Source organism: Chlorobaculum tepidum TLS, from assembly GCF_000006985.1.
In the GTDB taxonomy this organism is placed as follows: Bacteria; Bacteroidota; Chlorobiia; order Chlorobiales; family Chlorobiaceae; genus Chlorobaculum; species Chlorobaculum tepidum.
Genome location: NC_002932.3, coordinates 363607 through 388139, shown reverse-complemented (window position 1 = coordinate 388139; position 24533 = coordinate 363607). Strand labels below are relative to the sequence as shown.

The window sequence follows — 24533 nt, the reverse complement described above, 5'->3', positions numbered from 1 at the left end:
GATATAATTTATAAACACGTTGACAGACACTCACGGGTTTGACGCTGCAACCTCCTGTTTCCAGCGACCATGGGAAAAACAGCCAAAGACCGGCCACATAACCGGAATCCTTAGAGGGCATGGCGCTTTAATGAAATATCGTATCTTCAACTGCAAACCTGAAACCGCGACTCCATGCTCGAAGTACGAAATCTCTCTCTTTCAGCAGGCACCAAAGTGCTCCTGCGCAACACCTCATTCCGGATCGGCGACAAGGATCGCGCCTCGCTGGTCGGCCTGAACGGCACTGGCAAATCCACGCTGCTGCGCCTCCTCAGCGGCCAGCTCAAGGAGGACGGGCCCATCAGCGAAGGGCAGATCATGAAGTCCTCGACCACCACCATCGGCTATCTGCCGCAGGAGATTTCGTTCGAAGGCGACCTCGACAAAACCGCGCTCCAGTACGCTCTCGAAGCGAACAAAACGCTGCATGAACTTTCTGAAAAGATTTCGCGCATGGAGCACGAGCTCGCGCTGCCCGATCAGGATCACGCGAGCGACGAGTACCACAAGCTGATCGAACGCTTCAGCGACGCCTCGCAAGACTTCGAGCGGCTTGGCGGCTACCGGATGCAGTCCGACGCAGAGAAAATTCTCTCCGGACTCGGCTTCGGCAGCGCGGATTTCTACAAAAAGGTGAAAGAGTTTTCCGGCGGCTGGCAAATGCGCCTGCTCATCGCCCGCTTGCTCTTGCAAAACCCGACGCTGCTGCTGCTCGACGAACCGACAAACCACCTCGACATCGACTCGCTCCGCTGGCTCGAACAGTACCTGCTCAACTACGAGCACAGCTACCTGATCGTCTCGCACGACCGCTTTTTCCTCGACAAGCTCACCACCAAAACGCTCGAAATCGCCTTCAACGAAATCACCGAGTACAAGGGCAACTACAGCTTTTATGAGAAAGAAAAGGCCGAGCGATACACACTCATGATGTCGCGCTACGAAAACGATCTGAAAAAGATGGCCGACCTGAAGTCGTTCGTGGACCGCTTCCGCTACAAGGCCACCAAGGCGCGGCAGGCGCAAAGCCGGTTGCGCCAGATGCAGAAACTCGAAAAGGAGTTGCAGGCGCCGGAGGAGGATCTGTCGCAGATTTCTTTCTCGTTCCCGAAGGCCAGACCGTCGGGCCGCGAAGTGCTCCGGCTGGAGGGAGTCTCAAAGTCGTTCACGCTACCGGACGGCACGACGAAAACCGTGCTCAAGAACATCGATCTCGAAATCATGCGCGGCGACCGCATCGCCATCGTCGGCTCAAACGGTGCGGGCAAGACGACGTTTTGCAGGATTCTGGCCGACGAGATCGACTTCGAGGGCAAACGCCAGACCGGCCACCACGTCAGCATGAGCTACTTCGCCCAGCACCAGACCGACAATCTCGCGCCGGAAAAGAGCATCCTTCAGGAGATGATGGACGCAGCCCCGACCTCTGAAGCACAGCGCCGCGTGCGAGACATCCTCGGCTGCTTCCTCTTCAGCGGCGACGCGGTGGAGAAGAAAATCGCCGTGCTCTCCGGAGGCGAAAAATCGAGGGTGGCACTCGCCAAGATTCTGCTCCAGGCCTCGAACCTGCTCATCATGGACGAGCCGACCAACCACCTCGACATGCGCTCCAAAGAAATGCTGATCGACTCGCTCGAAAACTACGACGGCACGCTGCTCATCGTCTCGCACGACCGCTACTTCCTCGACAGCCTCGTCAACAAGGTGTTCGAGATCAAGAACGGTGGAGTGCAGGTCTATCTCGGCACTTATGCCGAATACCTCGAAAAAGCCGAAAAATCGTGGGAAGAGGAGAAAAAACAGCAGGCCGAAGCCCAGGCCAAAGAGGAAGCCGCACGCAAAGCCGCCACGGCGAAATCTGTCGAAAAAAAACCGGCCGCGCCCAAAGCGAACAGCAAAAAGATCGCGGCAATCGAAAAGGAGATTCAGCGGTTGGAGGAGTCAAAAAAACAGCACGAGGATATGATGGCCCAACCCTTATTTTACGAACAATCCGCAGAAGAGACGCACAAAGCCATCGCAGAGTACGAAGAGCTATGCAAAGAGCTGGATGCGCTCTACCAGTGCTGGGAGGACGAAGCGGGGTGAAGAAAAAAGTGGACTAAGCGGACACTGCGGACAGAACCTTCTTCCATTTGCCCACCCCGTCCACCCAATTCCCAGCTACTTCCCAGCCAGCACCCGCAACCCAGCGACACCAGCGATAATCAGAAAAATGCAGAAAACTCGCGCCAGATCGCGCGGTTCGTTGAAAAGCAGAATCCCCGCCACGGCAACACCCGCCGCGCCGATACCAGTCCAGACGGCGTAGGCTGTGCCGACCGGCACGATTTTCATCGCCACGGAGAGCAGCCAGAAGCTCACCAGCATCGCCGCAATCGTCAGCACCGACGGCACGGGCCGCGTGAACCCTTCGGAATATTTCAACCCCACCGCCCAGGCACACTCGAACAGCCCGGCCACAAACAGCATCACCCACGCCACGATTCAGTTCCTGCTGGTTATAACATCATTTACGGGACAGATCGACCGAATCATCCATCGACTACACTTTCACCCAGCGCTTCTCACGGTCAGAATCGAGCCCGGCCTGCATCACCTTCTGGATGGCAAGGCCGTCGCGGAAGCTTGCTGCGTCCTGCAAAATGACCGGGTCGCCGCTCTTCAACGCTTTGACGATGCGATGTGCAAGAAAAGCAAAGCCGACGGCGAAGATACCGTGCACGGCGAGTGAGGACTGCTTGATCTTCTCCTGAAGCACCAGCTCGTCCCACGGCAGCATCGGCTCCAACTGCTTCCAGCGCGGCGCGTCGATGAGGCTGCGCCCTCCTTTGACCTCGCTGTTGACGATCTCCCAGAGACGACCCGCACCGTCGAGCCGAATGGTTTTGAGGCTTCCAACCACTTCAAGCGAAAACCAGGTGTAGGAGCCAACCGTGGTGACGTGCATGAGCGACGACGCGCCGAGCGCCACCGACGAAGGGCCGAACTTCATGAACATGGCGAAGCTGTCGTCCGACGTAACCGGCAGGCTTTTGCCGGACGTCGAGGCATCGGGGCGCTGCGGAATCGAGGTCGAAAGGTTGCAGCACACTTCTGAAATCTCGCCGACGAGAAAACGGTTCAAATCGATCAGGTGCGAGCCAAGCGCCCGAAGCGCGCCGCCGCCCTTCGAGGCGTCGCTCCACCACGACCACGGCATGTCGATGCGGTTACGCGAGGCGAGGTTCACTACGGCGCGAACTTCATACACCTTGCCAATTTCGCCGCTGTCGATCATCTGCTTCATGCTCCTGACCGACGGATGGAACCGGAGCTGGTGATCGATCAGCGAAAGGCCCGGCGATTTCGAGGCAAGCGCGTTCATGCGCTCGGCCTCCTCGACGGTCAGGGCAAACGGCTTTTCGCAGAGCACACCAACACCCTTTTCGAGCGCGCCCGTCACCATCGGATCGTGCAGAAAGGTCGGCGTAGTGACGCATACCAGATCGAGCGGGCACTCGTCGAGCATCTCGCGCCAGTCAGCGTAGCCTTCCGGAATGCCGAAGCGATCCTGAAACTTCTGCCGCCGCCGTTCAGTCGGACTTGCAACCGCTGCCAGTTCAACATCTTCCATCAGCGAAAAGGCCGGAGCCTGCGCCACCTGCGCCCATCCACTGCCGATAAATCCGATCCTGATCTTTTGTTTCATCGTGTGATTGACTTTGTCATCGTGCGGTTCATACGAAATCTTAACCAAAAAAAAGGGTGACCAAACGATCACCCCTCAAAACCGTTAAGAGACACCCGCTCAGGAGGTCTGCTGGAGCTTGGCCTGGCGGGCCTTTTCGATGTACTCCTTCTGGATGTCGCGCGACACGTTGTAGGCCTTGGAGAGGCTGTCGGAGCGCCAGAGGTGCGCGTCGAACGCCATGCAGACGTTGCGGAGGAAGGGCACGCCGATCTCGGTGACCTTCACACTCTTCTCGCCAAGCACCACGATGCCATCGTTCTCCATGTCTTCGAGGCGATAGCGGGCGATGTCCAGCTCTTCGGTGTAGAGCTTCGGATCTTCCCACGAGGTCTCCTGGCGGCACATCAGGTTCAGGATATGGCGGCGAAGCACAAGGTCTTCGTCGCTGAGCAGGTGACCGCGCATGATCGGGAAGCGGCCCTTGTTGACCTCCTCCATGTAGCGGTCGTCGGTGCGCTCGTTCTGCGCGAAGGCGTACCAGGTGTCGCTGATCGACGAAGCGCCGAGGGCGAGCATCATCTGGGTGGTGTTCTCGGTGTAGCCCATGAAGTTCCGGTGCAAGGTGCCATTCTTCATCGCCTCGTAAAGCGCGTCGCCCTCGATGGCGAAGTGGTCCATGCCAACCTCGTGATAGCCGATCGATTCGAGCATCGCGCGGCCCTGGTCGTACAGCTCCTGCTTGACGTCGCCCACCGGCAGGTCTTCGAGCTTGAAGCGGCGCTGCCCTTCGTAAAGGTGCGGGTTGTGGCCATAGCCGTAAAAGGCGAGGCGGTCGGGACGCAGTTCCATCACTTTCTGGATGGTATCGGTCACCGTGGCGAGCGTCTGCTTCGGCAGGCCGTACACGAGATCGAAGTTGACCGAGTTGAAGCCGATTTCGCGGGCCATGTCGATCTTCTCCTTGACCAGTTCGAAGGACTGCGGGCGGTTGATCTCGGCCTGCACCACGGGATCGAAGTCCTGGATACCGAAGCTCATGCGGCGGAATCCGACGCTGTAAAGCGCTTCGAGATGCTCTTTTGTGGTCGAGCGAGGGTTGGTTTCGAAACTGAACATGTAATCGTCCATCTTGTTGACATCCCTGAAAAGGGTATCGACAAGACGGATAAGGTTCTCGGGGCTGAGGAAAGTCGGTGTGCCGCCTCCGATATGCAGCTCCTTGACGTTGAGCTTGCCGGGGAAAACGTCGAGATACATCTGCCACTCCTTGATGAGCGCATCGATGTAGGGCTTCTCGAGCGAGTGATCGGTGGTGCGATGAGCGTTGCAGCCGCAGAAGTAGCAGTAGTTCTCGCAGAACGGGATATGGATATACATGCTGATACCCGTGGTCTCGTTGCTCTCGTTGAAGCCTTTGACCATAGCCTCTTTCCACTGCTCCTGAGTCACGCCGTCCTCACTCCAGGACGGAATGGTGGGGTAACTGGTGTAACGTGGCCCGGGATTGCTGTACTTCAAAGCCAGCTTCGCGACGACATCTGTTGTCATTGTATTCTTCCTTGGCAAGTGTTATTTTTTTTGTTAGACTGATGAAAATACAAAAACTCCGCGAATTTTTTAGCCCTCAAACTGCAACGGCGTTAACCTTCACAAGAACGGAGAACTTCTTTTTCCATGACACAAGTTTCCTTTGACGCACAGGCGCCGCTGGTCGGCATCCTGATGGGTTCCGATTCCGATTTCGACATCATGAAAGAGGCCGCCACGGTGCTCAACGAGTTCGGCATTCCGTTTGAAATATCGGTCATCTCGGCGCACCGAACGCCGGGCGATCTCGAAGCCTACGCCTCCTCGGCAGAGGAGCGCGGCCTGAAAGCGATCATCGCCGGAGCTGGCGGTGCGGCACATCTGCCGGGCGTCACGGCGGCCATGACTCCCCTGCCGGTCATCGGCGTGCCGATCTACAGCAAAAAGCTCAGCGGCCAGGATTCGCTCTACGCCATCGTGCAGATGCCCGCCGGAATTCCCGTAGCCACCGTCGGCATCGACAACGCCCGCAACGCCGCGCTGCTCGCCGTGCAGATGCTCGCCCTGTGCGACGCCAGTCTGATGCAGAAGCTCAGGGAGTTCCGACAGAAGCTTGCCGAAGCCTCGCGCCAGAAGACCGCCAAAATCCGGGAAAAACTGCGTGCGAACGGCTGAGTTCTGGATCGGGCGCCTCGGCCTCGAACGCCATCCGGAAGGGGGCTGGTATCGCGAAACCTACCGCAGCGAAGGCTCGTACGGTTTCAACGGCAACAGCCCCTTCGGTTCGCCCCGCTCCTACGCGACCTCGATCTTCTACCTGCTCGAACACGGCGACCGCTCGCGCCTGCACCGCATCCGCTCAGACGAGCAGTGGTACTTCCACGCCGGTTCGCCGCTCGACGTGCACTGCTTTCCCGAAACCGGCGATCCGTCGCTGTTCACGCTGGGCGATGACCCGAACGCCGGGCAGGTGCTGCACTCATGGGTGTCAGCCGGACACTGGTTTGGAGCATCTCTTTCGGAACAGGCCGACGCTCCCGGCACATACGCCCTCGTAAGCTGCGTGGTCGCGCCGGGCTTCGACTTCCGCGACCTCACCTTCGCCGACCCGGCGGCGCTGACCGCGCAATTTCCTGCCCATGCGCAGATCATCGAAAAGCTGAGCTGACATGCGCCGTTCTGCGTAACGCTTGAGTGACATTCGCAGCGATATTCAACACATTTTTATTACATTCCCTGCGTTTGTATACGATGAGGGCATCTTTGCCGTAACTTGATTGACATACGGATGTCCACGCCAGGGATTTGAGAAATGAACGTGAGAATCTGAACGAGATGAAAAACGAGATGAAAAAAAAGGTCGTAATTGTCGGTGGCGGATTTACCGGTCTGAACACCGCGAGAATCCTTAGTAACAGAAAGGATGTCGAGGTCACGCTCATCGACAGGAAAAACTACCACCTTTTCCAGCCGCTGCTCTACCAGGTGGCGATGGCCGCGCTCGGTGAAGGCGACATCGCCACGCCACTGCGTAACATGCTGGCCGGTTACGACAACGTCACGGTCTTCAAAGGCAACGTCTGCAACGTCGATCTCGAACAGAAAAAGGTAAAGACCGATTTTGGCGATATCGAGTACGACTATCTCGTCCTCGCCTGCGGGGCACAGCACCATTACTTCGGCAAGAACGACTGGGAGGAGCATGCGCCTGGCCTGAAAAACCTGGCCCAGGCTTCCGAAATTCGCCGCCGCGTGATGGAGGCTTACGAAGCCGCTGAGCGCACCAACGATATGAAGGAGCGCAAAAAGCAACTCACCTTCGTGATCGTTGGCGGCGGACCGACGGGCGTCGAGCTTGCCGGTTCGATCGGAGAAATGAGCCGTTACACCCTGTCGAAATTCTACCGCCACATCGACCCGAAGCTCACCCGTATCTTCATCGTCGAAGCCGCTGAACGCATTCTCGGCACGTTCTCGCCCGAACTATCGAGCAAGGCAACCCGCGAGCTCGAAAAGCTCGGCGTGCAGGTCTGGACGTCGAGCATGGTAAGCGACGTCGATGCTGACGGCGTGCAGATCGGGCGCGAGCGCATCGAAGCTGCCACAGTGCTCTGGGCAGCGGGCGTCAAAGCCTCGGAGATCGGCCAGAACATGGGCGTCCAGACCGACCGCAGCGGCCGGATCATGGTCGAGGCCGATCTGAGCCTGCCCGGTCATCCGGAGGTGTTCGTCGGCGGTGACCAGGCCTGCTACACGCTCGAAAACGGTTCGACCCTGCCAGGCATGGCTCCGGTGGCCATGCAGGAGGGCAAGGCCATCGGGCGGATGATTCTGGATGATTTGAAGGGCAAGCCTCGCAAACCGTTCAAGTACCGCGACAAAGGGCAGATGGCCACCATCGGGCGCAACCGGGCGATTGTCGAGATCGGCAACCTGAAGTTCGACGGCGCGATCGCCTGGTTCACCTGGCTGCTCGTGCATATCTATTATCTTTCGACCTTCAAGCACCGCGTCTTCGTGCTGATGCAGTGGGCCTGGTCGTACTTCACCTTCGGCTACGGCGCGCGCCTGATCGTCAACAAGGACTGGCGCTTCTACCGGGAGCAGAAATCGTCGCCTTGCGATGACAAAAAAGCCTGACGACAACGACAACGCCGGCGGAAGAGCACGAAAAAAAGGGTTTTGGTCGATCACCATGGCGCTTGACGCGCTTCTTTCCGTCACATTTCTGGTGCTCGCTGCGTATATTGGCCTCTACACTTCGACGGCCGGTGGCGACCATGGCCGCGACCTGTTCCGGTTCTCGCTGCTCCTTGGCGCGTACGGCATCTGGCGGGCGATCCGCGGCGTGATTCGCTACCGGCAGAAGGACGAGAAGAGCTGACGGACAAGCGCTGATTTCGATGAGAGACAAAAATCACAAACCTGATCTTTAAAGAACAAACCATGACGATGAACACACCTGCAATAAATCTCGAAACCGAGAAGCAGCTCTTCTTTCATAACTATGCAAGGCTGCCGCTCGACATCGCCTCTGGCAAAGGCTCGTTCCTCTACACTGCCAGCGGTGAGCGCTACCTCGACATGATCGCCGGCGTCGGCGTCAACGCCATCGGCTACGGCGACAAGCGCCTCGAACAGGCAATCACCGAACAGGCTTCGAAATACATCCATGTCTCGAACCTCTTCATGCAGAAGCCGCAGTTCGACCTGGCTGCGAAGCTGCTTGAAATTTCCAGGATGTCGAAGGTCTTTTTCTGCAACAGCGGCACCGAGGCGATCGAGGCGGCCATCAAGCTCGCGAGACGCTTCGCCGCGCGTAACGGAGACACCGACAAAACGCAGGTGCTCTCACTGACCAACTGCTTCCACGGCAGAACCTACGGCGCGCTCTCGCTGACCGCCAAGCCGAAGTATGTCGACGGCTTCGAGCCGCTCGTGCCCGAAACCGGCATGATCGATTTCAACGACGTGGAGGATCTGGAACGCAAGGTCTCGAACCGCACGGCAGCGGTCTTTGTCGAATTCGTGCAGGGCGAGGGCGGCATCCACAAAGTGAGCGAAGCCTTCATTGCAAAGCTGAAAGAGCTGGCCAAGGAGCACGATTTCCTCATCGTGGCCGATGAAATTCAGGCCGGTTGCGGTCGTACGGGCGCGTTTTTCAGCTACATGCCGTTCGACATCCAGCCTGATCTGGTCTGCGTGGCCAAGCCGCTTGGCGGCGGACTGCCGCTCGGCGCGATCATCGGCTCGGAGAAGGTCGCCGAGGTGTTCACCCCCGGTAGCCACGGCACGACTTTCGGCGGCAATCCGGTCGCCTGCGCGGCGGGTCTCGCCATGATCGAAGCGATCCTGGCGGACGGCCTGATGCAGAACGCACTCGAAGTTGGCTCCATGATGCGTACAGCTTTCGAGAAAATGGCCGAGAAGCACGCGCAGATTCTCGAAATCCGCCAGTACGGCCTCATGATCGGCGTCACGGTGCACCGCGAAGCGAAGTACTACGTCGAAGAGGCGTTGAAGAGGGGCGTACTCGTCAATGCCACCAGCAACAACGTCATCAGGCTTCTTCCACCGCTATCGATCAGCAAAGAGGAGGCGCAACTCTGTCTCGATACACTCGATGCCATCTTCACCGAAGAAGCAAAAGCGTAAGGCTGAAGCGGCGGCAAAGCAACCGCCAGCCGCCGCCAAACCGGCACCAGCCACGATGCCGCTCGGCGCGATGAACTACCTCTTCATCGCGCTTGGCGCAACCGTGCTCGCCCTCAGCTACGCCGTGATGTACATTGAAAAGTCAGTAGACGGCTTCTTCGCGCTCGACATCGCCCCCTTCACGCTGGTCGGCGCGTATGCGTGGATTCTGTTCGCGATTTTTTACCGGAGCAAGAAGAAAAAGAACTGACCCGGAGCCGGTTCAATCCGCCCCACTGACCTGCAACCAGCCCCTCTTTACCATTTGCCGCCCCGGAAGACTCATAGAAAAATGGTTATTTCCGTCGATAGCAACCATATGACCGGTACGGGGAAACTGTCGGGAAAATCATCATGATCGAAGAAAATGAACCCCCGAAAATCGTCCCGAAAGGTTTTGAGAATGCCAGGTATACATCATCGAAGCAAACAAACACGCCATGATAGATGAAAGAAATCAGAAACAACACCTGCTGCTTGCGGCAACGCTGCTGTTCGGACTCCTCTCGTTTTTCTTCTTCGACCAGCCGCTGACGCTCTTTTTCCACCAGCTCGACATCGGACTCTGGCACAGCATCTGGAAAGCAATCACCAAGGCGGGGCAATCCGAATGGTATCTCGTGGGCGGACTCCTTCTGTTTGCAGGATTCTGGAAATGGAACCGCTGGCTCTCACTGAGCGGACTCTTTCTGTTCAGCACGGTGGCTGCCTCGGGGCTGGCGTCGGATCTGGCAAAAGTGATCCTCTGCCGCTCCCGGCCAGAGCTTTTCCTGCAACAGGGCATCTATGGATTCGACCTGTTCGGATGGCATTTCGACCATGCCTGGCAGTCGTTTCCTTCCGGCCATTCAGCCACAGCGTTGAGCGCTGCACTGACGCTGTCGCTGCTGTTTCCACGCTTCAGACCGGTGTTCATCATCGCCGGATCCACAATCGCTGCGAGCCGCGTCGTGATCTGCCAGCACTACCTGAGCGACATCGTGGCCGGATCGGCGCTCGGCGCCGTAACGGTCGCGCTCCTTTACCAACGCTATTTCCGCAAGTTATTCGATGAAACTGCAACCATACAGACCTGACAGAAACATCCTTTTCGCCGGACTTTTCCTGATCATTTTCCTGAGCTTCTTTGCCGGAATCGGCTCCGGGCCGCTCTTCGACGTGGACGAGGGCGCGTTCAGCGAGGCGACGCGGGAGATGCTCGTGTCGAAAAATTACCTCACCACCTACCTGAACGGCGCGCTGCGCTTTGACAAGCCGATCCTCGTCTACTGGCTGCAACTGCTCTCGATCAAGACGTTCGGCATCAGCGAGTTCGCCTTCCGGCTCCCCTCGGCTGTGGCGGCGGCACTCTGGGCGGGCGCGATTTTCTTCTTCGTGCGGCGCGAGCGCAACGAAACCGAGGCGATTCTGGCTACAGCGCTGATGGCGCTATCGTTGCAGGTGAGCATCATCGCCAAGGCGGCCATTGCCGACGCCGTGCTCAATCTCTGTCTGGCAATCGCGCTGACGGCGCTCTTCACGCACTGGCGAACAAAGCGGCGATCGTGGATCTACATCGCCTTCGCGGCGATGGGCTTCGGGATGCTCGACAAGGGGCCGGTGGCGATTCTCATTCCGATCGCGGTATCATTCCTCTTCTTCCTCGCGCAGAAGGAGTTGACGGCGTGGTTCCGAGCCATGCTGAATCCGACGGCTATCGCGCTGTTTCTCCTGATCGCGCTCCCCTGGTACGTGCTCGAATACCGCGAGCAGGGGCAGGCGTTCATCGACGGCTTTTTCATGAAGCACAACGTCAGACGCTTCAACGGCTCAATGGAGGGTCACTCGGGTTCGCTCTTCTACTACATTCCGGTGGTGCTCATCGGCATCATGCCCTCGACCGGGCTCTTTTTCGGCCTCTTCACGAAGCTCCGGCAGCGCCTCGCCGACCCGCTCTGGCAGTTCTGCCTGATCTGGTTCGCTTTCGTTTTCGTCTTCTTCTCGCTGTCGGGCACCAAGCTACCGCACTACATGATCTACGGCTACACGCCGCTCTTCATCCTCGTCGGCGCGGAACTGTCGAAAATCGAGCGTTCGTGGCTTCTCGCGCTCTGGCCCACCGGTCTCTTGCTGCTCCTCGCTGCCCTGCCTTTCGCGCTGGAGATGCTCATGCCGTCGATGGAGAATCTCTTCATCCAGGCTCAGCTTCAGGGGTTTCTAACGGAGATGGAGTCAAACCACTTCTCGCTGCTCATGCTCGCCGCGGCAGCGCTCTGCATGCTCCTGCAATTCGTGCCGGCGCTCGCGCCGTCAATGCGATTCATCATCGGCGGAGCGCTCCTGACCTTCTCGTTCAACTTCGTGGCGATGCCGATGGCGGCCAGAGTGATGCAGGAACCGGTCAAGGAGGCTGCGCAGCTTGCCCGGAAGGAGCAGCTCAAAATCGTGATGTGGAAGGTCTATTACCCCTCTTTTTTTGTATATTCAGGCTCTTTTGCCGAAAGGCGCTTCCCTGAACCGGGTGACGTGGTGCTGACCACCATCGACCGTCTCGAAAAGCTCGGACCTGTCGAGCGCCTGTATGGCAGGAATGGAATCATGCTCGTCAGAATGCCGACTCAACCGACTTCCCGATGAAACTCTCTGTCGTCATACCGCTCATGAACGAGGCCGAAAGCATTGGCCCGCTCTTCGATGCGCTCGCCTCGGCGCTTCAGGGCATCGATCACGAAATCATTCTGGTCGATGACGGCTCGACCGACTCGACAGTTGCCGAAATCAAGCGCCTCGCTCCGGCGAACGCGCGACTGGTGGTGCTCAACAAGAACTACGGCCAGACGGCAGCCATGTCGGCAGGCATCGACGAGGCCCAGGGCGAGCTGATCGCCACGATGGACGGCGATTTGCAGAACGATCCTGCCGATATTCCAATGATGATCGCCCACCTCGAATCGAAGGGTCTCGACGTGGTAGCGGGACGGCGCGCAGGGCGGAAGGACGGCATGGTGCTGCGCAAGATTCCGAGCAAGATCGCCAACGCGATGATCCGGAACCTGACCAACGTGCACATCCGCGATTATGGCTGCACGCTGAAGGTGTTCAAGCGCGACGTGGCCAAAAACCTCGGTCTGTACGGCGAACTGCACCGCTTCATTCCGGTGCTCGTGCAACTTTACGGCGCGAGGATGGAAGAGGTCGATGTGCGCCACCACGCGAGGAAATACGGCAAGTCGAAGTACGGCATCGGCAGAACTTTGAGGGTGCTGAGTGACCTTTTCTTCATGGTTTTTTACCAGAAGTACGCCCACCGACCGATGCACCTGTTCGGCTCGCTCGGCTTCGTCACGCTCTTCCTCGGCCTCGGCATCAACCTCTACCTGCTCGTACTTAAAATCCTCGGCAACGACATCGGTGGTCGCCCGCTCCTCAGCCTCGGCGTCATCATGACCTTCATCGGCATCCAGCTGATCACCACCGGCTTCATCGCCGAATTCATCATGCGCACCTACTACGAGTCGCAGAACAAGAAACCCTACATCATCAGAGAGATCATTGACAAAAGCAAGTAGCTCCATCAGAAGCAAGGTGCTCAAAACAGTGATCCAGCTCCTGCTCACCGTGGCGGCGCTGGCCATCGTGCTGAACAAGACCGATATTGGCCGACTGACTTCGCTCATGAGCCATGCCAACCCGTGGTACCTCTTGGGCGCGATCCTCTTTTTCAACATCTCCAAGATCGTGAACGCCATTCGGCTGAACCGCTTTTTCACATCAATCGGCCTGCGGCTCTCGGCATGGTACAACCTGAAACTCTATTACCTCGGCATGTTTTACAACCTCTTCCTGCCGGGAGGCATCGGTGGAGACGGGTACAAAATCTACGTGCTGAAAAAAAATCACGGCCTGACGGCCATAAATATTTTCGGCGCGGTATTCTGGGACCGTGTCAGCGGTATTTTCGCGCTCATCTTTCTGTCAGCGCTGCTGATCATCCCGAGCTCTTTCGCGACACTCTACCCCGGTGAAATGGTGTGGATATGGGTGATCGCCGGTGCGACTTATCCGCTATCACTGCTGCTAACCTGGCTCTTTTACCGACAGTTCATGCCGGTCTTCATCATTACAGCATTTGAGTCGCTGGTAATCCAGGCAACGCAGGTCATCTCGGCGTGGTTCATTCTCATGGCGCTTTCGGCTACGGCGAACCAGATCGACTACCTCGCCATCTTCCTGATTTCGAGCGTCGCTACCATCCTGCCACTCACCGTTGGCGGAGCGGGAGCACGAGAGGTCACCTTCTTCTACGCGCTGAACCACCTCGGGCTCGATGTCAACACCGGCATTGCCCTGTCGCTGATCTTCTTCGCCATCTCGGCGATCTCGTCTCTCGTGGGAATTCTGTCGAGAATCAGGCATGAAAAAAGCGGCGAACCGTTACCGGCGGCCAGTGAGTGAAGAAAAGACGACAGCGACTTCAGAGGCACTAAAAACAGCAGCGTAAAACGAAAAAAAGGAGATTTCACCAATCTCCTTTTTCAGTTCATCATTCTACCCAATCGCCATATCCATCACCCGGAGTTGCACGTATTCGCGGCCGTTCCATTGATTTCTTTCGGGAATGCAGACCAACTGCAGGGCTGAAGCGGAACCGTGAGCTTCGAGATCGTTGAAAATATCGGGCCGGTCGAAAGCAATCACTTCGAATGACGAGCTCTGCTCTCCGCGCACCGTGAACTTGACATGCCGCTCCCGCAGGAGCTTCGGCTTGCCTACCAGGCGGCAGCCGGTGGCGGTAAAAAGCGGCTCGCGGTTGGAAAAACCGAAAGGGGCGAACTGTTCGAGCACGTTGAGGAATTTCGGGGTGATCTCGTCGAGCGTAAGATCGGCATCGATCAAGAGCGTTTTCTGACGGGCCTCGACCGGCAGCAGTTCGCGGCACACCTCGTCAAAACGGCGCCGGAACGCTTCGAGCTGTTCCGGCCTGAGCGTCAGCCCCGCCGCCTGGTGGTGACCACCGAACTGCTCGAGATGGTCACGGCACTCGTGCAGCACGTCATAGATGTTGAGCTGATCGACGCTCCTGACCGAACCCTTGATGAGACCGTTCATCCGGCCCATCACGACGGTGGGCAACTGATATTTGTCGAGCAGCTTCGAGGCGACGATGCCGAGCACACCGAGGTGCCACGCTTCGTCATAGAGCACGATCGAGGAACAGAAACTGGCGCAATGACCCGCGACCATCGTTTCAGCGCGAGCCGTAATTTCCGCATCGATCTGGCGGCGGCGGACATTCAGCGCCTCAAGCTCCGCAGCACGAAGGCGTGCCTCCGACTCGTCCGAAGAGAGCAGCCACTGCATCGCCGCACCAGCAGACTCCATCCTGCCGGCTGCATTGATTCGGGGAGCGATGCCATAGGTGATGTTCATCATGCTGAACTCGGCGAGATTGAGCTTCATGTTCGCGGCCATCGCCTGAAAGCTCACTCTGGGCGATCGCCGCATCAGTTCGAGGCCTTCACGCAGATAGGCACGGTTCTCCCCTTGCAGCGACACCATATCCGCAGCGGTCGCGACGGCCACGAAATCGAGATAGTTTCTCCAGCGATCCTGACTCTCCCCCCTCGCTTCAACCATCGCCTGCATGAGCTTGAACGCCACGCCGCAGCCGCAAAGCTCCCGGAAAGGATAACCGCAGCCCTCCACTTTCGGATTGAGAATCGCGCACGCCGCCGGAAGCTCCCCGGCTTCGTGGTGATCGCAGACGATGACATCGACCCCTTTGCCAACGCATGCCTGCACCTCATCGATGGCGCGGATGCCGCAATCCACCGTGACGATGAGCGACACCCCCTGTTCGAAGGCCCAGGCAATGCCAGCTTCCGAAAGACCATAACCTTCCGTGAAGCGGTCATTGATATAGTGACAGACCTCGGCCCCCATTTCACGAAGAAACAGCGAAAGCATGGCAGTCCCGGAGGTGCCATCGACATCGTAGTCACCATAGACCATGATCTTCTCACCACCGAAAATCGCCTTCGACAGGCGGCCGACGGCACGCTTCATGTCATTGAAAAGGAATGGTGACGGTATTTCGTCGAGCGAAGGACGAAAAAACCGGCGGGCTTCCTCAAAACTCGAAATGCCGCGATTGACGAGCGCAGCGGCAATGGGTGAGCTGACGTTGATCGCTTCGGAAAGTGCCTGAACCAAAGTGGGTTCGGGTTCAAGGCATGTCCACCGGTATCGTTTCATGAATAAATCCTTGAATCAGGAAAATGGTCGGTGAATGTACGGATAATTCATCGTTTCTTTACAAAAAAACCGTTTTTAAACCGGAATCACGCGGCGTTGGAATCCCCTTGAAAATAGTATAGATTTCAAGGCCATTGCCGCTTCCCGGCGCCACAGCGACAAGGCCGCCCTTGCATTCAGTGCCGCGAAAGCCCCGGCTGAACCGGCCTCCCAATAACCTTCTGAACGATTTTGTGATGAACAAGCTCACCACCATTGAAAGCCATTTCCTGCAATTGCAGAAACGCTATCCCGAAATCAACAGCGAAGTGACCGACCTCCTCAACGACGTCGCCTTCGCGGCCAAGCTGGTGCGGCGCGAAGTCGTGCGGGCGGGTCTGGCCGACATTCTCGGCCTTGCCGGATCGACCAACGTGCAGGGCGAAGAGGTCAAGAAGCTCGACCTGTTCGCCAACGAGCGGCTCATCAACGCCATCGGTCAGCACGGGCGCTTCGCCATCATGGGTTCCGAGGAGAACGAAGAGATCATCAAGCCGCCCAAGTTCGAGTCGGGCGAATACGTCCTGCTCTTCGACCCGCTCGATGGCTCGTCGAACATCGACGTGAACGTCAGCGTCGGCACCATTTTCTCGATCTACCGGCTCAAGAGCGGCGAGCCATCGCAGGCCAGCCTCGAGGACTGCCTGCAGAAAGGGGCTGACCAGATTGCCGCCGGATACGTCATCTACGGCTCGTCGGTGATGATGGTTTATACCACGGGCCACGGCGTTCACGGTTTCACCTACGACCAGACCGTCGGCGAGTTCCTGCTCTCGCACGAGAACATCACCACTCCCGAACACGGTAAATACTACTCGGTCAACGAGGGCTCCTGGCAGGAGTTCAACGACGGCACGAAGCGCTTTCTCGACTACCTCAAGGAAGAAGACAAAGCAACCGGACGCCCCTACAGCACCCGCTACATCGGTTCGTTCGTCGCCGATTTCCACCGCAACCTGCTCACCGGCGGAGTGTTCGTCTATCCGGCCACAAAGAAGCACAAAAACGGCAAGCTGCGCCTGATGTACGAAGCCAACCCGATGGCCTTCATCTGCGAACAGGCTGGAGGCCGCGCCACCGACGGATACCGCCGGATTCTCGACATAGAGCCTAAGGAGCTGCACCAGCGCACGCCGCTCTACATCGGCAGCAAAAACGACGTCCTCATCGCCGAAGAGTTCGAACAAGGGAAGCGATGATTTTTATTCAACTTTGCTGACAACAAAAACCCCAACTAAATGGCTGGGGTTTTTGTTTTTCAATCTCGATAATCAGGGCAACCTCATTCTGACTTGATTACTCCCGCTCAACCCTGCGTCGCAACCGATTCAAACTCTGGATAGAAAATCCTTTTGATCCCTACAGCCTTCCCCGTCTCCGTATCGAGCGTGAGTAGCACGGCGGAAAAATGCACATCATCGGTGGCACATTCGTATTTGTGGGGAGTCTGGTAGAGCATCCGGTCAACCGCTGACTTGACCTGCATTCCGATCACCGACTGGTACGGGCCGGTCATGCCGACGTCGGTCAGGTAGGCCGTGCCTTTGGGGAAAATGCGCTCGTCGGCGGTCTGCACGTGGGTATGGGTGCCGATCACCGCCGATGCCCGGCCATCGAGGTACCAGGCGAGCGAAATTTTTTCGGCAGTCGCCTCTGCGTGAAAATCGACCACGAGGAGCGATGACTGCTCTTTGGTCTGCTTGATGACCCAGTCCGCCGTGCGAAACGGGCAGTCGATAGGAGACATGAAGGTGCGCCCTTGCAGATTCAGCACGGTGATGTTGCCCAGCCCGCGAGGAAGTTTGTACACTCCGTAACCCTTGCCGTAGGTGCCCTTCGGGTAGTTCTGCGGGCGGAGCACCCGCTCGTGCGTTTTGAGCGTCTCGAAGAAATTGAAGTTGTTCCAGGTGTGATTGCCTCCGGTCACCACATCGACGCCCGCTTCGAGCATCAGGTTCAGCGCTTCGAGGCTCATGCCTTTGCCGTTGTGAGCGTTCTCGCCGTTGCAAATAACAAAATCGACCCCATATTTAGAGATAAATCCTTTGAGCATCCGGCTAACGATCTGCAGACCGGGATTGCCGACGACGTCGCCGATGAAGAGAATATTGGCGGTTTTTGCTGACATGATAAAGGCTGAAAAAAGTTACGGGCGGGTAAAAGTTGAATCTGCAAAGGTACGCAAACAGAGGCGTATTCTGAAAGACACAGATACAATTCATCGACGACCGTCAGGCTGACCACCGGTAAACAAGCTTTGTAGAACAAATTCGCCCTCATTACATTGAGAAATGAAGTAAAAATACGCATCACCAAATCAGCCAAACCAAAGCTCAGCTGCGATAAAAGAGTCGGTAATACCTAAAACAAGACCATCATCTCATGGCAAACTACCGGCAAATAGCATCTGGAGCAGATGGCAGGGATTATTCTGATATACTTATAAAACTCGATCGTCGTACCGTAAGTCAAGTGACCAGTTCAACTGTAATCATGCTGGCCGACAATCTGATCAAAAACACGCCCAGCACAGTGCCTGTCGCCAATGCACCCCGACTGAGCAAAATCGATGATTCGAAATCCTCAAGCATCTCATCAAAACTTCGCTAAGCCCTTTCAACGCTGTAAACCTGGCAAACACGCTTGTTCGCATCAGACTGATGGCAGAATATTACCGGGATCATGGGGTAAAAAAATTCTTGAACACGAAACGAGAACATTCCTTGTAATTCCGCTACTTCTTGCACTTGGCTGGCGTGAACAGCAGTTAAAAATAGAGTATGGATGCAAACGAGGAACAATCGATATCGCCTGTTTTTCCAAAAATCACGATAAGAATACTACTGATGACGATTGCATCATGATCATTGAAACGAAAACATTTTCGTCTGGACTTGATTTCGCCGATAAGCAAGTTGAAGGATACGCCGAGTGCTGCAAGAATTGTAAAAAAATTGTATCCACAAACGGGTTCTGCTACAAAGTTTTTGAGTTCGATCAAAACAACAAGTTGAATCTAATCGCCTACCTGAACCTGTTGAGGCCATCGAAACAATACCCACTCGACGATACTGTTGGTGGTGCTCTTGAGGCAATAACCATGCTTTTGCCCTGAGCCAATGCACAGCACCGCGCTCAAAGTCGCCCTCACCCTCCTCCTCGGCAGTATCATGCTGCTGACAGTCGCCGCTGCGGGCTTGCGCTTCGACTCCGGCAAAGTCAGCGAAGAAGCGGTCAACGGCGCGAAGATCGCACTGGCGGACTATCTCGCTGCGCATCCCGAAGCGCCACCCCGAGCGCTTGCCGTCATCGACTACAGCCAACCTTCGTACGTAAAGCGCATGGCGATCATCGACCTGAAAACCGGTCGGCAGTCGTTCTATCGGGTCGCTCACGGCAAGAATTCCGGCGAGCTGTACGCCCGGCGCTTCTCCGACGTGCCGGAGTCGAACATGAGCAGCCTCGGCCTGTTCCGCGTCGGCGAGCGATACCTCGGCGACCACGGCCTCGCGCTCCGGCTCGACGGCCTCGATTCGCTCCGCAACGGCAACGCCGCCAAGCGCGACATCGTGCTGCACAAAGCCGGATACGTCTCGATTCCGTTCATTCTGCTGAACGTCGTGACCGGCTATGGCCCGATGATCGGCAGAAGCAACGGCTGCTTTGTCGTCTCGGAAAACGACATCGACGAGGTGGTGCAAAAGCTGGCCGGCGGAGGGTTCATCTATGCGTGGGCAACACCAGACGATAACTCCCGGAAATGACGAAGCCCGGCGATAAACCGGGCTTCTTCGTTTACGATGTGCTGCCTTGCGACAGAAATCACATGGCGTTGATGATCGCGTTGAGCGTGCCGCTCGGGCGCATGGCGCGAGTGGTCTTCTCGTCATCGGGCTGGTAGTAGCCACCGATATCGACCGGGCTACCCTGCGCGGCGATCAGCTCGGCGTTGATGAGCTCCTCTTTCTCGGCGAGCGCCTGTGCGACACCGGCGAAGCGAGCCTTCATTTCGGCGTCGGCGTCCTGACTGGCCAGCGCTTCGGCCCAGTAGAGGGCGAGATAGAAGTGGCTGCCGCGGTTGTCGATCTGGCCGACTTTGCGGGCGGGCGACTTCTGGTTTTCGAGGAACTTGCCGATCGCCTGGTCGAGCGTGTCGGCCAGCACCTGCGCTTTCGGGTTGCCGAAGGTCTGCGCGAGGTGCTCCAGCGATGCGGTCAGAGCCAAGAACTCGCCGAGCGAATCCCAGCGGAGGTAGCCCTCTTTCTGGAACTGCTGCACATGCTTGGGAGCCGAACCGCCTGCACCGGTTTCAAACAGGCCACCACCGTTGAGCAGCGGAACAATCGAAAGCATCTTGGAGCTGGTGCCGAGCTCGATGATCGGGAACAGGTCGGTCAGGTAGTCACGAAGCACGTTGCCAGTCACCGAAATGGTGTCCTGTCCGGCACGGAAACGGCCGAGGGTGAAGCGCATGGCTTCGACCGGAGGCATGATCTTGATCTCGACGCCGTCGGTGTCGAGGTCTTTGAGATACTCGTTCACCTTGGCGATGATCTGCGCATCATGAGCGCGGTTGCTGTCGAGCCAGAAGACTGCCGGAGCACCGGTAGCTTTGGCGCGGCGGACAGCCAGCTTCACCCAGTCGCGAATCGGAGCATCCTTGGTCTGGCACATCCTAAAGATGTCGCCGGTCTCGACCTTCTGCGACATGAGCACTGAACCATCGGCATCGACCACGCGGATCACGCCGTCACCAGGCGCGATGAAGGTCTTGTCGTGCGAACCGTACTCTTCAGCCTTCTGCGCCATCAAGCCCACGTTCGGCACGCTGCCGATAGTGGAAGGATCGAACGCGCCGTTCTTGCGGCAGTCGTCCACGATTTCGCCGTACATGGTAGCGTAGCAGCGATCCGGAATCACAGCTTTGCAGTCGTGAAGCTGACCGTCGGGGCCCCACATCTTGCCACCGTCGCGCACAACGACCGGCATGGAAGCATCGATGATGATGTCGTTTGGCACGTGCAGGTTGGTGATGCCCTTGTCGGAATCGACCATCGCCAGCTCGGGACGGGTCTTGTAGACCGCCATGATGTCAGCCTCGATCTCGGCACGTTTGTCTTCCGGTAGGGTCTGGATTTTGGCGTAGAGATCGCCGAGGCCGTTGTTGACGTTCACGCCAAGCTCGGCGAGCAATGCGCCATGCTTGTCAAACACATCCTTGTAAAAGACCGACACGGCGTGGCCGAACATGACCGGATCGGAAATCTTCATCATGGTAGCCTTCAGGTGCAGCGAAAAAAGCACGCCCTGCGATTTGGCATCCTCGATCTGCTCGGCGTAGAACTCGCGGAGCTTGCGCACGTTCATAACTGACGTGTCGATCACTTCACCGGCGAGCAGTGCGGTTTTCTCTTTCAGCACGGTCACCTCGTTGGCGCCGTTAACATATTCGATACGAACGGTGGTGGCGGCAGGCACGGTTACGGACTGCTCGCTGCCGTAGAAGTCGCCATCGGTCATATACGAAACGTGCGCTTTCGAATTGACGCTCCATGCAGCCATGCGGTGTGGATGCTTCTTGGCGTAGGCTTTGACGGAGAGCGGAGCACGGCGGTCGGAGTTACCCTCGCGAAGCACCGGGTTCACGGCGCTGCCAAGCACCTTGGCATAACGGGCCTGAATCGCTTTTTCTTCGTCATTCGACGGGGCTTCGGGATAGTCAGGCACGTTGTAGCCGTGCTCCTGAAGCTCCTTGATGGCGGCTTTCAGCTGGGGAATCGAAGCGCTGATATTCGGAAGCTTGATGATGTTGGCCTCAGGCGCGAGCACGAGTTCACCGAGCTGGCTAAGGTAGTCGGGAATCCTCTGGGCCTCGGTAAGATTCTCCGGGAAGTTGGCAATGATCCTGCCGGCAAGGGAGATGTCCCTCATCTCGACATCAACGCCGGTGCCGCGGGTGAAGGCCTGGATGATCGGAAGCAGCGAGTAGGTCGCCAAAGCCGGAGCCTCGTCGGTCTTGGTGTAAATGATGGTTGATTTGCTTGCCATATCGTTGCTATTGAAGGTATTATGGTTATAAATGACTTCTGGGAAAAAGAAAACCTTACACACCGATCAGGAGTCGCATTACCCCCGGTCAGAAAAAAACTGCCATTGTATGCTCCCGAAAACACACCGGAATTGACTGACATACTGTCAATGCACGTATCGTGCCTAAAATAACAATCACCTCCTTAAATGGCAGTTCGACCGCAAAAAAGGTGAACCCTACCTACCTTCTAGCCCTGGTCAGCAAGGCCAAAGACGAATGGGTATGGAAGTGATGAAGGAAAACGGGAGGCCAGCGGAAGCCGGCGCTCCATCAATGCTTACCTTGATGAATGACGGCCTTCGAGTCCAACTCTTTCGGCAAGCTCCTTGTCATGAAGAGCCTCATGAGCAAGCTTGATCATAGGAATGGTTGCACCCATCGAGCTGTAACCGCCATCATGGAAAAGGTTCTGCATGGTCACCTTGCGCGTCAGATCGCTCAGGATCGTCATGGTGTACTCGGCGCACTCTTCAGCACTCGCGTTACCGAGCGGCGACATCAGTTCACTGTAATCATACATCTTCTCGAAACCGGGAATACCGCTGCCGGCTTTCGTGTAGGTCGGGCTCTGTGAAATCGTGTTGATCCGGATGCCACGGGGTGCCAGTCTCGGGCCGAAGCTGCGTGCAATCGATTCGAGCAGCGACTTAGCGTCGCCCATGTCCGAATAGGTCCAGTAGTTGCGCTGCGACGCGATGTATGAAAGCGCGACAATGCTTGCGCCGTCATTGAGCGCCTCGTTCTTCAGCGCATAGGCCACGAGCCGGTGGAACGAAATGCCGGAAACATCGAGCGTCCGCATGAACCACTCGTAGTTCAGTTCCTCGTAGGGCACCTGTTTGCGAATATTCTGGGACATGCCGATCGAATGCACAATAAAATCGACAGAACCCATGGTCTCCTTGAGTTCCCTGAAAGTATTATCTACCTCTTCGTTCTTGGACGCATCGCAGATCAGAATCGGTGCATTGCCGCAAAGCTCGGACAGCTCCTGCAGCTTGCCGAAGCGAATGGCTGTCGCGACATTGGAAAGGGCGACCTGTGCGCCTTCCCGGTAAGCATGAAGTGCAATCTGCCAACCGATGCTGCTTTCATCGAGCGGGCCAAAAACAATTCCTTTTTTCCCTTTCAAAAGACCATAGTGCGCTTTCTCGGGCATGATACAATCTGATTCTATTCAGAAAATAAGGGTAGCGGATACCCCTTTGATGATCGTTCAAAGCTGTCAAGATACAAGTTTCCGGTGAATTGTTAAACAGTTACCGGTAAAAATTGCATCCTGACGGAAAAGGCGATACAACACAAACTGTGGTACGGAAATCAACCTGCCACCAGTCAGGGCCGCGCCATCGGGAATGGCAAGAAGCGCGGAATCCGGTGGCACAGCTGTCAGATTTTCAGGCGGCGCATGGAGCGCAACTTGTCAAGAACGTTCTTGTTGACGTTCAGCTCCATCTCCTCCTTGTCAACCTTAACCTCCTTGAAGATCACCCTCAGTATGTTGTCTTCACGGACGAAGCGATCCATGTCGAGGCTGTAGAGCGCCCTTGGCAAGGTGATATTGCGCTGGGCGCGGTCAACCGTGACGATGATGTCGGTACCCATACGCTCGACCGAGACATCTGCGGCGTCCTTGAGGAACGGAATCCGGATGCAGAGCACCTCGCGGTTGTCAGAGGTCGCCTGATTCTTTTTGCTCTCGATCCAGAAGTTCTTGCCCGAATAGAAGGTCTTGTCGGGAGCCTCTTCGCCGAAGACGATCTGGCTGATGTCGTAGAGAGCGTCGGGGCCGATCGGCTCGGTGCGTTGCAGGTGGCAGCGGAAGACCGGCGTCGGATAGAAGGAGTTGTCGATCTCCATCAGGTACTTGCTGTGCAGATCGGCCCAGAACTCGAAGTACTCGCCCACGGTTCGCGAGGTCGGCAGAATCTTGTTGATGACGATGCCGTCGATATTGATACCGTAGAGGTGCACGAAAGTATAGGCGCGCTTGGTTTCGAGAATCGAGAGTTTCTCCGGGTTCAGCACCAGCCGGAAGGTGACCTCCGGGCTGAGAATGAACTCGTTGATGTCCTCCATCTGCTTGAGCAGCACGTTGACCTCGTTGAAGAAGTCGTCGTCGGGAATATTGTTGCCCGAGAGAGGACGCGCCAGCGAAGACATGCTCTTGTAGAGCTTGAAGAACTGCTTGCCCATGTTGCCGCCGATGATGATCTCCGGGTAGGCGAGCAGTCGAAGCGTGTTGCCGGTCGGCGAGGTATCGAGCACGATAGTGTCCCACTTGCCGGACTGCGATTCGTCGAGCAGACGGGAAAGCGCGAAGATTTCGTCAAGACCTGGCTGCGTGGTCAGCTCCGAAGCCATGCCGCTGTCAATGCCCTGATTCTTGTACGACGAAGAGACGAACTTCTGGAAGCCCGACATGTTTTTCTTCAGCTCGTAGATGGTATCGACTTCGAGACCGTACAGGTTCTTTTCGATCTTGAGCGGCTCGTTGCGGCCAATCTGCACGCCGAACACATCAGAGAGCGAGTGAGCCGGATCGGAGGACATGATGAGCACCCGTTTGCCTTGTCGTGCAAGGGCGACTGCCGTAGAGGACGAAATGGTGGTCTTGCCCGTTCCCCCTTTGCCGGAATAGATGATAATCCTTGGCGGAGACTGTTTTTCAGATAAATCTCTCGACGACATGCGGCACACTCCTTTGATACAGCCTGAAAAATGATCCCGATA

Annotated in this window: 23 protein-coding genes; 15 read left to right on the top strand and 8 right to left on the bottom strand. The window is 56.9% G+C overall.

Translation table 11 applies throughout. The features are described from left to right. Positions 1 to 174 precede the first annotated feature (174 nt). Positions 175 to 2130, top strand: coding sequence for an ABC-F family ATP-binding cassette domain-containing protein (locus AYT24_RS01830; RefSeq protein ID WP_010932067.1), 1956 nt, complete (start codon positions 175 to 177; stop codon positions 2128 to 2130). 75 nt (positions 2131 to 2205) lie between these two features. On the opposite strand, the gene sugE is transcribed toward AYT24_RS01830, so the two are convergent. The 3 genes from sugE to hemN all read right to left on the bottom strand — a co-directional run bounded on the left by sugE (position 2206) and on the right by hemN (position 5263). Next, positions 2206 to 2526 (bottom strand): quaternary ammonium compound efflux SMR transporter SugE, encoded by a 321-nt coding sequence (gene sugE, locus AYT24_RS01825; RefSeq protein ID WP_010932066.1) that lies wholly within the window; start codon positions 2524 to 2526, stop codon positions 2206 to 2208. A gap of 61 nt (positions 2527 to 2587) precedes the next feature. Continuing rightward, positions 2588 to 3733 carry a Gfo/Idh/MocA family protein gene (locus AYT24_RS01820; protein ID WP_010932065.1) on the bottom strand — a complete coding sequence of 382 codons (1146 nt, stop codon included), beginning with the start codon at positions 3731 to 3733 and terminating at the stop codon, positions 2588 to 2590. A 99-nt stretch (positions 3734 to 3832) separates the two neighbouring features. Continuing rightward, a complete protein-coding gene (hemN, locus tag AYT24_RS01815; protein ID WP_010932064.1) occupies positions 3833 to 5263 on the bottom strand; it encodes an oxygen-independent coproporphyrinogen III oxidase in 1431 nt (476 codons plus the stop codon). Between the two features lie 126 nt (positions 5264 to 5389). Between hemN and purE the strand changes: the two genes are divergently transcribed. The 10 genes from purE to AYT24_RS01765 all read left to right on the top strand — a co-directional run bounded on the left by purE (position 5390) and on the right by AYT24_RS01765 (position 13870). Beyond that, positions 5390 to 5917 carry a 5-(carboxyamino)imidazole ribonucleotide mutase gene (gene purE, locus AYT24_RS01810; protein ID WP_010932063.1) on the top strand — a complete coding sequence of 176 codons (528 nt, stop codon included), beginning with the start codon at positions 5390 to 5392 and terminating at the stop codon, positions 5915 to 5917. Further along, on the top strand, positions 5904 to 6410 hold the full coding sequence (locus AYT24_RS01805) for a cupin domain-containing protein (RefSeq protein WP_010932062.1): 507 nt from the start codon (positions 5904 to 5906) through the stop codon (positions 6408 to 6410). Before purE ends, AYT24_RS01805 begins: the two co-directional genes overlap by 14 nt. A gap of 179 nt (positions 6411 to 6589) precedes the next feature. Then, on the top strand, positions 6590 to 7882 hold the full coding sequence (locus AYT24_RS01800) for an NAD(P)/FAD-dependent oxidoreductase (RefSeq protein ID WP_010932061.1): 1293 nt from the start codon (positions 6590 to 6592) through the stop codon (positions 7880 to 7882). Beyond that, entirely contained in the window at positions 7866 to 8126 is a 261-nt protein-coding gene (locus tag AYT24_RS01795; protein WP_010932060.1) for a hypothetical protein, read from the top strand. Before AYT24_RS01800 ends, AYT24_RS01795 begins: the two co-directional genes overlap by 17 nt. A gap of 68 nt (positions 8127 to 8194) precedes the next feature. Then, entirely contained in the window at positions 8195 to 9397 is a 1203-nt protein-coding gene (locus AYT24_RS01790) for an aspartate aminotransferase family protein (RefSeq protein WP_010932059.1), read from the top strand. Further along, positions 9366 to 9647 carry a hypothetical protein gene (locus AYT24_RS01785; protein ID WP_010932058.1) on the top strand — a complete coding sequence of 94 codons (282 nt, stop codon included), beginning with the start codon at positions 9366 to 9368 and terminating at the stop codon, positions 9645 to 9647. Before AYT24_RS01790 ends, AYT24_RS01785 begins: the two co-directional genes overlap by 32 nt. A gap of 229 nt (positions 9648 to 9876) precedes the next feature. Continuing rightward, on the top strand, positions 9877 to 10512 hold the full coding sequence (locus AYT24_RS01780) for a phosphatase PAP2 family protein (RefSeq protein ID WP_164926845.1): 636 nt from the start codon (positions 9877 to 9879) through the stop codon (positions 10510 to 10512). Next, positions 10487 to 12052: an ArnT family glycosyltransferase gene (locus AYT24_RS01775; protein WP_010932055.1), complete on the top strand. Its 1566-nt coding sequence runs from the start codon at positions 10487 to 10489 to the stop codon at positions 12050 to 12052. The genes AYT24_RS01780 and AYT24_RS01775 overlap by 26 nt, the downstream gene beginning before the upstream one ends. After that, complete coding sequence (locus tag AYT24_RS01770; RefSeq protein WP_010932054.1) at positions 12049 to 12984, top strand: glycosyltransferase family 2 protein; 936 nt, start codon at positions 12049 to 12051, stop codon at positions 12982 to 12984. The genes AYT24_RS01775 and AYT24_RS01770 overlap by 4 nt, the downstream gene beginning before the upstream one ends. After that, positions 12968 to 13870: a lysylphosphatidylglycerol synthase transmembrane domain-containing protein gene (locus AYT24_RS01765; RefSeq protein WP_164926844.1), complete on the top strand. Its 903-nt coding sequence runs from the start codon at positions 12968 to 12970 to the stop codon at positions 13868 to 13870. The genes AYT24_RS01770 and AYT24_RS01765 overlap by 17 nt, the downstream gene beginning before the upstream one ends. Before the next feature lie 93 nt (positions 13871 to 13963). On the opposite strand, the gene recJ is transcribed toward AYT24_RS01765, so the two are convergent. Then, on the bottom strand, positions 13964 to 15670 hold the full coding sequence (recJ, locus tag AYT24_RS01760) for a single-stranded-DNA-specific exonuclease RecJ (protein ID WP_010932052.1): 1707 nt from the start codon (positions 15668 to 15670) through the stop codon (positions 13964 to 13966). 236 nt (positions 15671 to 15906) lie between these two features. On the opposite strand from recJ, the gene fbp reads away from it, so the two are divergent. Then, positions 15907 to 16908, top strand: a complete 1002-nt coding sequence (gene fbp / locus AYT24_RS01755; protein WP_010932050.1) for a class 1 fructose-bisphosphatase — start codon at positions 15907 to 15909, stop codon at positions 16906 to 16908. A gap of 107 nt (positions 16909 to 17015) precedes the next feature. Here fbp and AYT24_RS01750 read toward each other — a convergent pair whose 3' ends face one another. After that, entirely contained in the window at positions 17016 to 17837 is an 822-nt protein-coding gene (locus AYT24_RS01750; RefSeq protein WP_010932049.1) for a TIGR00282 family metallophosphoesterase, read from the bottom strand. 254 nt (positions 17838 to 18091) lie between these two features. Between AYT24_RS01750 and AYT24_RS01745 the strand changes: the two genes are divergently transcribed. Genes AYT24_RS01745 through AYT24_RS01735 form a run of 3 tightly spaced genes read left to right on the top strand, consistent with a single transcriptional unit; the run spans position 18092 to position 19473 of the window. Continuing rightward, positions 18092 to 18319 (top strand): hypothetical protein, encoded by a 228-nt coding sequence (locus tag AYT24_RS01745; RefSeq protein WP_010932047.1) that lies wholly within the window; start codon positions 18092 to 18094, stop codon positions 18317 to 18319. Continuing rightward, the gene (locus AYT24_RS01740; protein WP_164926843.1) at positions 18279 to 18824 is read left to right on the top strand and encodes a type I restriction enzyme HsdR N-terminal domain-containing protein; all 546 of its coding nucleotides are present in this window, start codon (positions 18279 to 18281) and stop codon (positions 18822 to 18824) included. Before AYT24_RS01745 ends, AYT24_RS01740 begins: the two co-directional genes overlap by 41 nt. A gap of 4 nt (positions 18825 to 18828) precedes the next feature. After that, the gene (locus tag AYT24_RS01735; RefSeq protein WP_010932044.1) at positions 18829 to 19473 is read left to right on the top strand and encodes a murein L,D-transpeptidase catalytic domain family protein; all 645 of its coding nucleotides are present in this window, start codon (positions 18829 to 18831) and stop codon (positions 19471 to 19473) included. A gap of 58 nt (positions 19474 to 19531) precedes the next feature. On the opposite strand, the gene AYT24_RS01730 is transcribed toward AYT24_RS01735, so the two are convergent. The 3 genes from AYT24_RS01730 to AYT24_RS01720 form a co-directional block, all read right to left on the bottom strand. Then, the gene (locus AYT24_RS01730; protein ID WP_010932043.1) at positions 19532 to 21757 is read right to left on the bottom strand and encodes an NADP-dependent isocitrate dehydrogenase; all 2226 of its coding nucleotides are present in this window, start codon (positions 21755 to 21757) and stop codon (positions 19532 to 19534) included. 320 nt (positions 21758 to 22077) lie between these two features. Then, a complete protein-coding gene (locus AYT24_RS01725; RefSeq protein WP_010932042.1) occupies positions 22078 to 22959 on the bottom strand; it encodes an enoyl-ACP reductase in 882 nt (293 codons plus the stop codon). A 230-nt stretch (positions 22960 to 23189) separates the two neighbouring features. Then, positions 23190 to 24491: an ArsA family ATPase gene (locus AYT24_RS01720; protein WP_164926842.1), complete on the bottom strand. Its 1302-nt coding sequence runs from the start codon at positions 24489 to 24491 to the stop codon at positions 23190 to 23192. Positions 24492 to 24533 lie beyond the last annotated feature (42 nt).

What these genes read in the sequence shown, in the direction of transcription:
- AYT24_RS01830 (WP_010932067.1), top strand. Translation starts at nt 175, where the DNA reads ATGCTCGAAGTACGAAATCTCTCTCTTTCAGCAGGCACCAAAGTGCTC.
- AYT24_RS01820 (WP_010932065.1), bottom strand. Translation starts at nt 3,733, where the DNA reads ATGAAACAAAAGATCAGGATCGGATTTATCGGCAGTGGATGGGCGCAG.
- hemN (WP_010932064.1), bottom strand. Translation starts at nt 5,263, where the DNA reads ATGACAACAGATGTCGTCGCGAAGCTGGCTTTGAAGTACAGCAATCCC.
- purE (WP_010932063.1), top strand. Translation starts at nt 5,390, where the DNA reads ATGACACAAGTTTCCTTTGACGCACAGGCGCCGCTGGTCGGCATCCTG.
- AYT24_RS01800 (WP_010932061.1), top strand. Translation starts at nt 6,590, where the DNA reads ATGAAAAAAAAGGTCGTAATTGTCGGTGGCGGATTTACCGGTCTGAAC.
- AYT24_RS01795 (WP_010932060.1), top strand. Translation starts at nt 7,866, where the DNA reads ATGACAAAAAAGCCTGACGACAACGACAACGCCGGCGGAAGAGCACGA.
- AYT24_RS01790 (WP_010932059.1), top strand. Translation starts at nt 8,195, where the DNA reads ATGAACACACCTGCAATAAATCTCGAAACCGAGAAGCAGCTCTTCTTT.
- AYT24_RS01785 (WP_010932058.1), top strand. Translation starts at nt 9,366, where the DNA reads ATGCCATCTTCACCGAAGAAGCAAAAGCGTAAGGCTGAAGCGGCGGCA.
- AYT24_RS01780 (WP_164926845.1), top strand. Translation starts at nt 9,877, where the DNA reads ATGATAGATGAAAGAAATCAGAAACAACACCTGCTGCTTGCGGCAACG.
- AYT24_RS01775 (WP_010932055.1), top strand. Translation starts at nt 10,487, where the DNA reads ATGAAACTGCAACCATACAGACCTGACAGAAACATCCTTTTCGCCGGA.
- AYT24_RS01770 (WP_010932054.1), top strand. Translation starts at nt 12,049, where the DNA reads ATGAAACTCTCTGTCGTCATACCGCTCATGAACGAGGCCGAAAGCATT.
- recJ (WP_010932052.1), bottom strand. Translation starts at nt 15,670, where the DNA reads ATGAAACGATACCGGTGGACATGCCTTGAACCCGAACCCACTTTGGTT.
- fbp (WP_010932050.1), top strand. Translation starts at nt 15,907, where the DNA reads ATGAACAAGCTCACCACCATTGAAAGCCATTTCCTGCAATTGCAGAAA.
- AYT24_RS01750 (WP_010932049.1), bottom strand. Translation starts at nt 17,837, where the DNA reads ATGTCAGCAAAAACCGCCAATATTCTCTTCATCGGCGACGTCGTCGGC.
- AYT24_RS01745 (WP_010932047.1), top strand. Translation starts at nt 18,092, where the DNA reads ATGGCAAACTACCGGCAAATAGCATCTGGAGCAGATGGCAGGGATTAT.
- AYT24_RS01740 (WP_164926843.1), top strand. Translation starts at nt 18,279, where the DNA reads ATGATTCGAAATCCTCAAGCATCTCATCAAAACTTCGCTAAGCCCTTT.
- AYT24_RS01735 (WP_010932044.1), top strand. Translation starts at nt 18,829, where the DNA reads ATGCACAGCACCGCGCTCAAAGTCGCCCTCACCCTCCTCCTCGGCAGT.
- AYT24_RS01730 (WP_010932043.1), bottom strand. Translation starts at nt 21,757, where the DNA reads ATGGCAAGCAAATCAACCATCATTTACACCAAGACCGACGAGGCTCCG.
- AYT24_RS01725 (WP_010932042.1), bottom strand. Translation starts at nt 22,959, where the DNA reads ATGCCCGAGAAAGCGCACTATGGTCTTTTGAAAGGGAAAAAAGGAATT.
- AYT24_RS01720 (WP_164926842.1), bottom strand. Translation starts at nt 24,491, where the DNA reads ATGTCGTCGAGAGATTTATCTGAAAAACAGTCTCCGCCAAGGATTATC.